This is a genomic window from Clostridium sp. X (assembly GCF_055755365.1).
The window spans coordinates 454112-467183 of the sequence record NZ_CM146912.1; the positions used below are offsets into that span (position 1 = coordinate 454112).

General features: G+C 30.7%; 11 protein-coding genes. 4 read left to right on the forward strand and 7 right to left on the reverse strand.

What is annotated here, in order from left to right; genetic code table 11:
• Window positions 1-69: 69 nt before the first annotated feature.
• Both ACX0KU_RS02240 and ACX0KU_RS02245 read left to right on the forward strand, forming a co-directional pair.
• Complete coding sequence (locus ACX0KU_RS02240) at window positions 70-747, forward strand: Crp/Fnr family transcriptional regulator (RefSeq protein ID WP_472991299.1); 678 nt, start codon at window positions 70-72, stop codon at window positions 745-747.
• A 120-nt stretch (window positions 748-867) separates the two neighbouring features.
• Window positions 868-2058: an oxygen-binding di-iron domain-containing protein gene (locus ACX0KU_RS02245; RefSeq protein WP_472991300.1), complete on the forward strand. Its 1191-nt coding sequence runs from the start codon at window positions 868-870 to the stop codon at window positions 2056-2058.
• 67 nt (window positions 2059-2125) lie between these two features.
• On the opposite strand, the gene hcp is transcribed toward ACX0KU_RS02245, so the two are convergent.
• Complete coding sequence (hcp, locus tag ACX0KU_RS02250; RefSeq protein ID WP_472991301.1) at window positions 2126-3772, reverse strand: hydroxylamine reductase; 1647 nt, start codon at window positions 3770-3772, stop codon at window positions 2126-2128.
• 274 nt (window positions 3773-4046) lie between these two features.
• On the opposite strand from hcp, the gene ACX0KU_RS02255 reads away from it, so the two are divergent.
• Window positions 4047-6815, forward strand: a complete 2769-nt coding sequence (locus ACX0KU_RS02255) for a calcium-translocating P-type ATPase, PMCA-type (protein ID WP_472991302.1) — start codon at window positions 4047-4049, stop codon at window positions 6813-6815.
• 38 nt (window positions 6816-6853) lie between these two features.
• Here the strand turns inward: ACX0KU_RS02255 and ACX0KU_RS02260 are convergent, their stop codons facing one another.
• Complete coding sequence (locus tag ACX0KU_RS02260) at window positions 6854-7939, reverse strand: HD-GYP domain-containing protein (RefSeq protein ID WP_472991303.1); 1086 nt, start codon at window positions 7937-7939, stop codon at window positions 6854-6856.
• A 142-nt stretch (window positions 7940-8081) separates the two neighbouring features.
• Window positions 8082-8420 carry a spore protein gene (locus ACX0KU_RS02265; protein WP_472991304.1) on the reverse strand — a complete coding sequence of 113 codons (339 nt, stop codon included), beginning with the start codon at window positions 8418-8420 and terminating at the stop codon, window positions 8082-8084.
• A 235-nt stretch (window positions 8421-8655) separates the two neighbouring features.
• Here ACX0KU_RS02265 and ACX0KU_RS02270 point away from each other — a divergent pair, with 235 nt between their 5' ends.
• Window positions 8656-8937, forward strand: a complete 282-nt coding sequence (locus ACX0KU_RS02270; protein WP_472991305.1) for a hypothetical protein — start codon at window positions 8656-8658, stop codon at window positions 8935-8937.
• A 58-nt stretch (window positions 8938-8995) separates the two neighbouring features.
• Here the strand turns inward: ACX0KU_RS02270 and ACX0KU_RS02275 are convergent, their stop codons facing one another.
• The 4 genes from ACX0KU_RS02275 to ACX0KU_RS02290 form a co-directional block, all read right to left on the reverse strand.
• Window positions 8996-9940 carry a magnesium transporter CorA family protein gene (locus tag ACX0KU_RS02275; protein ID WP_472991306.1) on the reverse strand — a complete coding sequence of 315 codons (945 nt, stop codon included), beginning with the start codon at window positions 9938-9940 and terminating at the stop codon, window positions 8996-8998.
• A 105-nt stretch (window positions 9941-10045) separates the two neighbouring features.
• On the reverse strand, window positions 10046-10846 hold the full coding sequence (locus ACX0KU_RS02280; RefSeq protein ID WP_472991307.1) for a M55 family metallopeptidase: 801 nt from the start codon (window positions 10844-10846) through the stop codon (window positions 10046-10048).
• Between the two features lie 24 nt (window positions 10847-10870).
• The gene (locus ACX0KU_RS02285) at window positions 10871-12370 is read right to left on the reverse strand and encodes a sensor histidine kinase (RefSeq protein WP_472991308.1); all 1500 of its coding nucleotides are present in this window, start codon (window positions 12368-12370) and stop codon (window positions 10871-10873) included.
• Entirely contained in the window at window positions 12348-13043 is a 696-nt protein-coding gene (locus ACX0KU_RS02290) for a response regulator transcription factor (RefSeq protein ID WP_472991309.1), read from the reverse strand. Before ACX0KU_RS02290 ends, ACX0KU_RS02285 begins: the two co-directional genes overlap by 23 nt.
• Window positions 13044-13072 lie beyond the last annotated feature (29 nt).

Below are 13072 nucleotides of genomic sequence, written 5' to 3' on the forward strand. Positions count from 1 at the left end.
TACTAGTATTATTATAATAGATATGTAACCTATGTTACCAACCATATATTATATCTTAAGGAGGTCACTATGAAAAATATTGGTGAGAGGTTAGCTTTTTGTACTTTATTTAAAGACTTTACTACAGAAGAAACTTCAAAAATCTTATCTGCCACAAATTATAAAATAGCTAAGTACAAAAAGGGAGAAGTTATTGCCCTTGAAGATGATCCCATATCTAGTATAGGTATAATTCTAGAGGGTGGCATAGAAGTTCAAAAGACCTATCCTTCCGGAAAAGTTGTAACCATAAATAGATTAGGAAATGGTCAGATATTTGGAGAAGTCATAATTTTTTCTAATAAAAAGACCTATCCCTCAACTATAGTTTCTTCCTTAGACTCTGAAATATTATTTATATTTCAGGAAGACATTATAAGGCTTTGCAGCTCTAATGTAACCTTTTTGAACAATTTTATGAGAGTATTATCTAATCGAATATTAAATTTAAGTAAGATACTTAAAGATCTATCTTATCAAACCATAAGACAAAAAATTGCAAGCTTTTTATTAGATGAATATAAAAAACAAAAAAGTTCAGTTGTAAAAATAAACTTTTCAAGACAGGAGATGGCAGAGCAATTTGCAACTACTCGTCCCTCCCTTTCTAGAGAGTTAATTAATATGAAAAATGATGAATTAATTGACTTTGATAAAAAAACAATCACTATATTAGATCTAGAAGCACTTGAGGAAACTCTCTTCTAAAAAAGAACTTGCCACGCAAGTTCTTTTTTTATTATTTCCTCTAAATTAAAAGGAATAATTTTCTCATTTAAAGAAATCCTAATACTTAGGACATATTGAATTAGATAGGAGGGTTTTATATTGAAAGAATTAAAAGACGGTGTATATTGGGTTGGGGGAACCGACTGGATAGTTAGACATTTTCATGGATACGAATTATCAACTCACAGAGGTAGTACATATAATTCTTACCTTATAAAAGATGAGAAAACTGTACTTATAGATACAGTTTGGGCACCACTTACAGATATGTTTTTAGAGCACTTAAAAGAAGTTGTTGATCCTAGTACTATTGATTATATTGTAGTGAATCATGCTGAACCTGACCATTCTGGTGCTTTATCAACTATATTAGAATATTGTCCTAATGCTACTATTGTTGTGTCAAAGGCTGGCCTTGAAAGTACTAAAAAACACTATCATAAGGATTGGAACTTTAAAGTGGTAGGTACTGGGGACAAATTAAATATAGGTGAAAATGATCTTGTATTTGTAGAGGCAAAAATGCTTCACTGGCCCGATAGCATGTTTACATATTTAACTGGAAAAAATATATTATTTTCAAATGATGCCTTTGGTCAACACTTTGCCTCTTCAGATATATTTAATGATACAGTTGATGAAGTTGAAATAGCTCAAGAAGCTTTAAAATATTACGCAAATATACTAACTCCTTTTAGCAGATTTGTTACGAAAAAAATAGAAGAATTAAAAGGATTCAATCTACCTATTGATATGATAGCGCCTGCTCATGGGGTTATATGGAGAAAAAATCCCATGGATATTGTTGGAAAATATTATGAATGGGCTAAAGGAAACTCCGAGAAAAGTGTAGTCATCCTCTATAACTCCATGTGGGGTGCAACTCATAAGATGGCAGATTATATAGCTCATGGAATAGCTGAAGCTGGAGTCAGCTATAAAATTTATAATGCTGCCACAGCAGATAAAAATGACGTCATTGCAGAAATTTTCAAAGCTAAAGGTATACTTTTAGGCTCCTCTACTGTAAATAATGGTATTCTAACTTCTCTTTCCCCTTTTATAGAAGAATTAACTGGACTTAAGTTTATAAACAAAGTAGGTGCTGCTTTTGGTAGCTATGGTTGGAGTGGAGAGTCACCTCAACTCCTTACTGAACACTTAGAAAAAGCTAAAATAAAAGTGCTACAAGAAGGATTAAAAATAAAATATAACCCAACAGAAGAAGAATTAGAGGACTGCTTTAATTTTGGAAATAGTTTTGGGAAAAAACTTCTAGCAGAGTTTTAAAAATAAAAGGATATAAAAATCTATTTAAAGATTTTTATATCCTTTATATTTTGCCTTAAAGTAAATATTATTTTCCTAAGAATAATTCTATATCATCTTCAACTGTTCCAATTCCAGCGATTCCAAAGTTTTCAACTAAAACTTTAGCTACATTTGGTGATAAGAATGCTGGTAGTGTTGGTCCTAAGTGAATGTCTTTAACTCCAAGATATAATAATGCAAGTAATACTATTACAGCCTTTTGCTCATACCAAGCAATATTAAATGAAATTGGTAAATCATTAATATCTGAAAGCTCAAATACTTCTTTTAATTTAAGAGCTATAACTGCTAATGAGTATGAGTCATTACATTGTCCAGCATCTAATACTCTTGGTATTCCACCGATATCTCCAAGGTTAAGTTTATTATATTTGTATTTAGCACATCCTGCTGTAAGAATTACTGTATCCTTTGGTAGTGCTGCTGCAAAGTCTGTGTAGTAATTTCTACTCTTAGCTCTTCCGTCACATCCAGCCATTACGAAGAATCTTCTGATTGCTCCACTCTTAACTGCATCTACTACTTTATCAGCTAAAGCCATCACTTGGTTGTGTGCAAAGCCTCCTACAATTTCTCCTTTTTCAATTTCTGTTGGAGAAGCACATTTTTTAGCGTGTTCAATAATTGCAGAGAAATCTTTTGGCTCTCCATCTTTTCTTTCTTCAATATGAGTTAATCCTGGGAAGCCAGTTGCTCCTGTTGTGTATACTCTATCTTTATATGAATCTTTAGGTGGCACTAAACAGTTTGTAGTCATTAATATTGGTCCATTAAAGCTTTGAAATTCTTCATTTTGTTTCCACCATGCATTTCCGTAGTTTCCTACAAAGTGTTCATATTTCTTGAATGCTGGATAGTAATTTGCTGGAAGCATTTCACTATGAGTATATACATCTACCCCAGTTCCCTCTGTTTGCTTTAATAACTCTTCCATGTCTTTTAAGTCATGACCACTTATTAAAATAGCTGGGTTATTTCTAACACCTATATTTACTTTTGTTATTTCTGGATTTCCGTAGCTTTCAGTATTTGCTTTATCAAGTAACGCCATAACATCTACACCGAATTTACCTGCTTCTAAAACTATAGCAATCATCTCTTCTACACTTAATTCTTTTGTTGTTGATGCTAAAGCCTTTTTAAGGAATGTGTAAGTTTCCTCTTCTTCATATCCTAAGTTAAATGCATGTTCAGCATATGCTGCCATACCTTTTATTCCATATATTAATAACTCTCTTAGAGATCTTACATCTTCATTTTCTGTTGCAAGTACTCCTACAGTTTTAGCTTTTTCTTCAAGCTCTTCTAAAGTGTTTCCATTCCATAAAGCTGAATCATGAGTTATATCTTCTACATTTATTTTAGCATTTATTAATGAAGCTTTAACTTCATCTCTTAGTGTCAGGCCTCTTCTAATTCTTGAATCAAAACCTTCTTTATCAAAATTAGCATTTGTTATAGTTGCAAATAATGAATCTACTATAAACTTATCTGCCTTCTTATTTTTAATTCCAGCTTCCTCAGCTTTTAAACCATATAATGAAATTCCCTTAAGCGTGTGAATTAATAAATCTTGTAGATTAGCTACATCTGCTGGCTTTCCACATACTCCTTTTATTGTACAGCCTTTACATCCTACAGTTTCTTGACATTGATAACAGAACATACTCATTAAAAATTCCCCCTTTATATTTATTTAAAATTGAATTATTCTCTCAACTTGTTTCTATGTACTCATTATAGGTGTAATATGAAGTAAGTTCTGTACCTTTTGTTACAAAACTAAAAATATTTTAACAAAGAAAACCAAATTTAACATATGTATATATAAGCTATTCACATAACTTTTACAAACTTATCCTTCGTTTTCCTATAAAATATCATATTATTTATATATTAGTCATGATATAATCTAATTCGTACAACTTTAACGGGAAGGTGATAAAATGAAATACTTTAATGAGAAAACTTCTAATGTTTTAAATGATCTTAACGTTGATTCTTCTAAAGGTTTATCAACATCAGAAGCAAAGACAAGATTAGACAAGTATGGCCCTAATGAATTTACTGCACAAGAAAAGGGTTCTATTTGGGATGATATAAAAGATGCTTTAACAGAACCTATGATGGTAATTCTTTTAGTTGCTGCACTTATAAGTGCTCTAATAGGTGAATTTCACGATGCTATAGGAATTATATGCGCTGTTTCTATAGGTATTGCAATAGGAATTATAACAGAAGGAAAATCACAAAAAGCAGCAGAAGCTCTTTCAAAGATGACAGAGAATATAGAAGTTAAGGTGCTTCGTAACGGAAGTATAATGCAAATCAGTAAAAATGAACTAGTTCCAGGAGATATAGTTCATGTAGAAATGGGAGATATGATTCCCGCAGACGGAAGACTTATTGAGACCATGGACTTAAAGCTAAGAGAAGACATGTTAACCGGAGAATCCGAAGATGTAAGCAAGAATGCTGATCTTATTATTGATATGGAAACCATTGAAGCTAAAGGCAAAACTGTAACTCAAGAGCCTATTCCTGCAAAACAATTAAATATGGTCTTTGGGGGTACCCTTGTAGCATATGGTAGAGGAAAATTTGTAGTTACTTCTACTGGAGACTCTTCTGAAATGGGTAGAATAGCTAAGAATCTTGAAGATGGAGACTTTGAGACACCACTTCAAATAAAGCTTGGAGATTTAGGTACTAGAATATCTAAGCTATCTAGTGCTATAGCGGCTATTTTATTCATAATTATGTTATCTAAAATGATTATATCTAATACCTTAAACGTAGATACTTCTGGAATATTTCCATTTTTAGACTCTATCGGACCAGTTAAAACAGCCTTTGTAGTTTGCGTAGCTTTAATAGTTGCTGCAGTTCCAGAAGGCCTTCCAACAATGATAAACATGACTCTTGCTATTACTATGCAAAAGATGGCTAAAATAAATGCCCTTGTTACTAAAAAGGAAGCTTGTGAAACAATAGGTTCTGTAAGTGTAATCTGTTCAGATAAGACCGGAACTCTAACTCAGAATAGAATGACTGTAGAAAAGGTATATTTACACGGTAAGTTTGTTGAGAAAGAAGATTTAAGCCAAAGCAGTAAATCTTTTATAGATAACTGCTTAATAAACTCTACTGCTGATATTGAAAAAACAGAAAATGAGGTTAAATATTTAGGTAGTGCTACAGAGTGTGCTCTCCTTCTATATAATGACTCTTACGATTATATAAAGGAAAGAGAATCTACAAAAGTACTTCACCAAATACCTTTTACTTCTAAACGTAAAAGAATGAGTACAATAATTCATGAAGATAATTCTCATACTGTTTTAACTAAAGGTGCTCCTGAGGTTATTTTAGATTTATGTCATTATGAACAGTTAGATGATAAAGTTGTAAAACTTACTAATATAAGAAAACAAGAAATATTAAAAGAAATTGAAGGACTTCAAAAAAGATCAATGCGTGTACTTGGCTTCTCTTATAGAAATATAAATGAAGAAGTTGCAATGTCTTCTGAAGAAGGAGTTATTGAAAATGATTTAATATTTAATGGCTTCGTTGGAATAAAAGATCCATTAAGACCAGATGTTGAAGAAGCCGTTAGAGTTGCTAGGCAAGCTGGAGTATTAACTAAAATGCTTACTGGTGACAATATAAATACAGCCATAGCGATTGGTGAAGATCTTGGACTTTTAAAAGATGGTCTAAGAGCTGTAGAAGCTTCTTATATAGATACACTAACTGATGAAGAACTTAGAGAAGAAATAAAAACTATAGCTATAGTTGCTCGTTCAAAACCTGATACAAAAATGAGAATAGTTCAAGCTCTTCAAGTAAATGGTGATGTTGTTGCTGTTACTGGTGACGGAATAAACGATGCCCCTGCTTTAACTAAAGCTGATGTAGGTATTGCAATGGGTATTGCCGGTACTGAGGTTTCTAAAAATGCAGCAGATATCATTCTTACTGATGACAGCTTTGGAACTATAGTTAAAGGTATTAAATGGGGACGTGGAATATATGAAAACTTTCAACGATTTATTCAGTTCCAAATTACTGTTAATATAGTTGCATTTTTAACTGCTATCTTATCAGTAATATTTGATTTTCCAATGCCATTTACTACTATTCAATTATTATGGGTAAACATCATAATGGACGGTCCACCAGCACTTTCTCTTGGCCTCGAGCCTGTCCGTGATGCTGTTTTAAACCGAAAACCAATTAATAGAAATTCAAGTATAATAACTAAAAGCATGATGACAACCATGATTTTGAATGCAATATATATAACAGGTATTATAGTTATACAAATGATCTTTAATCCTCTTGGTGCAGAAGTTCCACCTGCTGGGCATGTTGGACCAAGTGAAATGGAGACTGTACTCTTTGGTTTATTTGCTTTTAGCGCTTTATTTAATGCATTTAACTGTAGAGAATTTGGATCAAACAGTATACTTCCTTATTTTAAAAACAATACAATTGCACTAAAAGTAATAAGTATAACAGCTATTACTCAAATATTTATAACAACAATATTTTCAGACTTCTTTAATGCAGTTTCACTAAGCCCTATTATGTGGATAAAAATAGTATCAGCCTCTGCTTTGGTAATTGTTGTAAATGAAGCTTTAAAGCTTATAGTTAGAATGTTTAAAAAAGATGAGAATTTAAATACACATAGCGGCATGGCTGCATAACAAAAATAGAGTGGAAAGCATAAGTGCTTTCCACTCTATTATAATTCAATAGTTTCTTTTATAAACACATTTGGTTTTTTCATTAAATCAATCTCATAATAATCTTCATTAGCTTCATCTTCAATTATATTAACTATCGGTCTAGCTGGACATGATCTATGAATATCCACTACTATTCCTTTTCTACCATCTTCAAGTAATACTCCTGTTCCTATAGGGTAAATAGATATATTTTCAATAAACCTATTATATACATTGGCATCTAGCTTGTACACCGTTTGAGCTTCTAATATCTCTAAGGCTGTATATATTGGGATTCCTTTTTTACCTTCTTTATCAGATGTCATAGAATCAAACATATCACATATAGTTACAATCATAGAATATAGAGATATTTCTTCTCCACTTAAACCTCTTGGATATCCACTTCCGTCTAATAGCTCATGATGAGAATAGACTATTTGTTTTGTGATATATGATAAAGACAAATCATTTTTTACAATCTCGTAACCATATATAGTATGCTTCTTTACTATTTCTTTTTCTTCTTCTGTCACTTCATCTGATTTATTTAATATCTCTGGATCAATTTTACTTTTGCCAATATCATGAAGCATAGCTCCTAGAGCTATTTCTTTAATATCCTTTTCTTTTATTCCTAGTGACCTTGCTGTAAGCATAGATAGTATTGCTACATTAACACTATGCTTATATGTATACATATCCGTACCCATAAGCTCTGTCATAGTATATAATACATTTTCATTTTCTTTTAAATTATTTAATATATTCTCTATAATATTTTCAACCTCAAGATGGGCTTGAAGTGGTATCCATTCTATTTTTTCTTTTCCTCTACTCTTATACATAGCCATTTCAAATAATCTTTTTACAGTACTAATAGCTTGAATTCTAACTTTATCATCAACTATACTATGAATCTCTATTCCTTCTGATATTTCATCTTCTATATAAATATATAATATTTGATGCTTTTTTAAGATACTAATTAATTTTTTATCTAATTGAATCCCTTTACTTAGTAATAATCGCCCATCAGAAGAATATATTGACTTTCCTAAGAATACGCCTTCTTTCACATGACTTACACTTACGGGGCGCATATTTTGCCTCCTCTTCAATCATAATATATTTATAATAAAATTTTTCCAATATATATATAATTATATATTACATATTTTAAATTTACAATAAAAATACCTAGAGTTAAAAAACCTCTAGGTATCTATTTTAAATTATATTATACTAATATTGACTTTTATTCGAAGCTGATTTTGCATTTAATTGTTTAGTTTTTTCTAATACTTGAGTATTTGAACTTGATGGAGTACTTGTTATATTGCTCATTCCTGCTGATGCATTACTAGTTGTACTTCCTGTAGTTATATTTGATGTTGTAGCATTTGAAGCAGATTGTGCATTTAATTGTCTTGTTTCTTCTAATGTTGAGTTATTAGTACTGCTAGTCATATTTCCTGTACTAAAATTAGTAGTTGCTGTATTAGTCATTCCTGATCCATTAGCTTTTGATGCCGATTCTGCATTTAATCTTTTTGTTTCTTCTAATTCATAATTATTATTCATATTTTATATCCCTCCAGCAATAATTTTATTATTTTTCTTTGTGTTTTTCAGCACAAATATATCTTATCCATTTTGGATTGCTACATACTTATAAAATCTTGTTAAGTTAGGAATTTAACTATTCTTTATCCGCAAAACAGGATGATATATAATTTAATGTTTTATTTTCATTCAACAAAATTACTTTAAAACATATATTATATATGTAGTAAAATAATTAGATGAGGTGTAATCGATGAGTAAGTACCCTAGAAAATATGAAAACTTATTTCGTAATAATGAGGATTCTATGAATCTCATGGAATATATAGATGAAAATCATGATTTAATATCCCCTATTCAACATATGTGTGGAATGTGTCCTATGTATCCTATAAGTGGTTATCCAATGCAATGTATGCCTATGCAAAATATGGGTCTTCATCCTATGTATAATATCGCTGGTATGAATAACATGCCTATGAATCCTTTTGAAGATGATGATTATGATCATGACGATTATATGGATTTTGACTAAAATATTACTAAATAATTAAGAAGGTGCTCTTCATAAATGAAGAGCACCTTCTTTATACTTAAAACATATCTTTTCTGTATAAATATATAGTTACAATAGTTGCTACGATCATAGTTATTGAAACTACAATCCAAAAAGCATTAGGTTGTGATGAAAAAGGGATTCCTGAAACATTCATACCAAACAAACCAGAAATCATTGTAGGAATGGACATTACAATAGTAATAGATGCTAAAAGCTTCATTACTATATTTAGATTATTGGATATTACAGAGGCAAATGCGTCCATTGTTCCACTTAAAACATCACTATATATACTTGCCATTTCGATAGCCTGCTTATTTTCTATAATTACATCTTCAAGAACATCTTGATCTTCAGGGTATTTTTGCATTAGCTCCATCTTTAACATTTTCTCTAAGGTAACTTCATTAGATTTAAGTGAAGTTGAAAAATAAACAAGAGATTTTTCTAGGGATAAAAGCTGTATTAACTCTCTATTTTTCATAGACTTTTGAAGTCTATTTTGTATTAATGTACTCTTCTTATCTATTTGACGAAGATATATTAAATAAAAACTAGCAATTCTGTATATAATTTGCAATATAAATCTTGAACGTTTAAAAGTGTAAAATGATTTTATTTTACCTACCACAAAATCATTTATTATCTTGCTATCCTTTAAACAAACAGTTATAATGGCTAGCTTCGTATGTATAATTGCAAATGGATAGGTGTCATATACTAATGAATTGTCCTCCATATCTGTAAAAGGAATATCTAGAATGATAAGAGTATTACCATCTTCTATATCTATACGAGAAGTTTCTTCCTCATCTAAGGCTGACCTTAAAAATTCCATTGGAACCTCAAACTTTTTAGATATTAAGGATAGTTCGGCATCAGAAGGATTAACCATATTAATCCAATATCCTGAATCACTAAAATTTATATCCTCAATTTTTTTTAGCTCTTCTCCTACAGTTTTAAATATCGAAATCATATTAAAACCTCCACTATAAAAAGCCTTTGTAAATACAAAGACTTTATATTTTTCCACTTTTTATATTATTACTAATATGGTTTTATGTCAATAAAGATTACTTAGTTAAGTCAAAAACATAATAGCTCTAAGCACTTCAAAATAGTCTTTTGTATTTAATACTATAGACTTAGGTGATGCTAATTTTGCTCCTGGATAAAATGAAAATCTATATGCCTTTGTATGAAGTGTATATCCTATCTCCAACTCAAAGTTCTCAGGCAGTTCAATCTTATATAAACTAAAATCTTCATTTAATGCCTCTTCTACTCTTTTTTCTATAAGTTCAACTGCGAGATCTGGATGAATACTTAAAGTTGATCCTCCTACTCCTTTTAACACAGAAACAGTTTTTATGTTTTCATTTAAGGATTGTACTTCTTCACAAATTCCCGTGTCTCCACTTAAAAATGCACAAGGTACTCCAATATAAGCTGCTGCATAAGCATGAATAATAAATTCACTAGCATTTTGTCCATTTATTTTTATGTAATCTACTTCAAAAGGGTTCATGCTGTGTGCTAAAGGATTTGTATTAGCTCCTCCCCTTGAATGATAACCTGTAAACAGTACTGCATCAAAGGTATCATCTAGTTCCTGCACCATACAGAAAGGATGCCCAGCCCATCCTCTTATTATGTTAACATTCCTTGGCAGTAGCCTTGCATCAAGATTTCTTCCACTATCATGTGCATCCTTAATTAATATCTCTTTAGCTCCAGCTTTTATTGCTCCTTCACATGCAGCTCTTACTTCTCTATTCATTTGCTCTGCAAACTTTTCATAATCTTCCTTGGACTTTTCAGTTTCATCCCAATGAGCTATCCCTGTAGTTCCTTCAATATCAGCGCTGATATATATCTTCATTTCTTAAGTTCATCCTTTCTATTTTTAGTTAGAAGCTTTATCCACATGAAACCAGAAATTCACACCATCTTCTAAATTCTCAACCCCATATTTATTTTTATGCAAATCTTGAATTCCTTTAACTATAGATAGTCCTAAACCTGATCCCCCATACTTCCTTGTTCTTGCCTTGTCTACTTTATAAAAACTGTCCCAAATCTTATCAAGAGCCTCTTCAGGAATGGCCTTACCTGAATTAAATACATCCACACATATTTTATCCTCACCTTGTTTTATAGTAACATTTATAACTCTTTTATCATCTACATGATTTAATGCATTGTTTATATAATTAATAACTATTTGTTCAATTCTCACCATATCTCCATAAGCAATTGCCTCTTCATCTTTTATTAAACTTAGCTTTATCTTTTTTTCTTCAAGGATTGCTCTATACCTATTAATTACTGATTCTATCATTGAAGATATATTGAAAACCTCTTTTTCAAGCTGAAAGTATCCTGATTCAATTTGTGATAAATTTAAAAGATCTTTAACTAATTGATTCATTCTACTAGATTCATTTACTATAACGTTACAATAAAAATTCTTGCTATCATCATCCTCTATTACATTGCTTCTTAAGCCTTCAGCATATCCTTGAATTAACGCAATAGGAGTCTTTAATTCATGAGATACATTTGATACAAATTCTTTTCTTATCTCATCAATTTTTCTTTCTTTTTCTATATCTTCTATTAACCTTTGATTTTTTTCATTTAATTCAGATATGGTACTATCTAATTTACCTGAAAGAAAATCTATATTTTTGCTAAGTTCACCGATTTCATCCTCACTCTCTATACTGCTTATATGTGAAAAATCAAGATTTGCCATACTTTGAGTTATACGATTAAGCTCTAATATAGGCTTTGTAAACTTATTAGAGAATAGATAAGCTACTATGCTTCCTAAAATAAGTGCAATAAACCCAATGAATATTATAAATCTATTAGCAATAGATGCATTTTCAGTAATAGCTGGCAGTGGGGTTCTTATTATAATTATATCTCCTCCATTTAGTCTTCTTATTATAGTTAGAAAGTCCATTTTTGATTTTATATCACTTTGAATCTCAAATACAGTTTTCTTTCCATAGGGTAAATCTGATACATTATATAACTCTATGTGTTGATTTTCATTAAGAGAGGTTTTTATTTTAAGGTCCAAAGAAGTTCTTCTTTCAAATCTTTTTTCCTCTATATTTCTTATGAATGTGCTATATTTTGCCCTGCCCTTATTACTAACAATCAATATATTTGCTCCTGAAGCATTTTCAAACTTTTCTAGTTCTAAAGCAATGTCTATAGGATTTCCTTCATACATTTCATTAATTTTATCTGTACTTTTAATAAGCAAATTCTTTTTTTCATATATGTAGTACTCTTCTAAAAATTGAGTGTTCAAAAACCAAAATAGAAGAACAAAAATTACAACTAAGGTATTTATCCATATAAATAGCTTATATTTTATTGACCTTTTCATTTTTCACCTCAAATTTATATCCATACCCTCTTACCGTTTGAATATATTCTTCTTTTTCTTCTAGTTTAATTCTAAGTCTATTAATGTGGGTATCTACAGTTCTTAATCCCCCAAAATAATCATACCCCCATACTTGATTCAGTATTTGTTCTCTACTTAGAGCTTTCCCCATATTATCAACAAGATATGATAGCATTTCATATTCCTTTGGACTTAAATCAACTTGATTCCCTTCAATTAGTACTGTCCGAGCTCCTTCATCAAGGACAAGCCCATCAAAGGTTTTTACTGATTTCCCATCACCTTGAGTTCTTCTTAGAACAGCATTTACTCTAGCAACGAGAATATTAGGATTAAAAGGTTTTGTAACATACTCATCAACTCCAAGTTCAAAACCATAGAGTTCATCAAATTCCTCACTTCTTGCTGTAAGCATAATAATAGGAACTTTAGATGTTTTTCTAACTTCCCTACATACTGTCCATCCATCATAACCCGGTAGCATTACATCTAGAATTACAAGATTTATATCTTCACACTCCAATATCATATTAAGAGCCTGTTTACCATCTTCAGCCTCAAGTATTGTATATCCTTCTTTTTTCAAAAAATCTCTTACTAATTTTCTAATAAGCATTTCATCATCTACTATTAATATTTTCTTCGATGTCAAAGCTTTCACCTCCAATAATAGGCTAATGC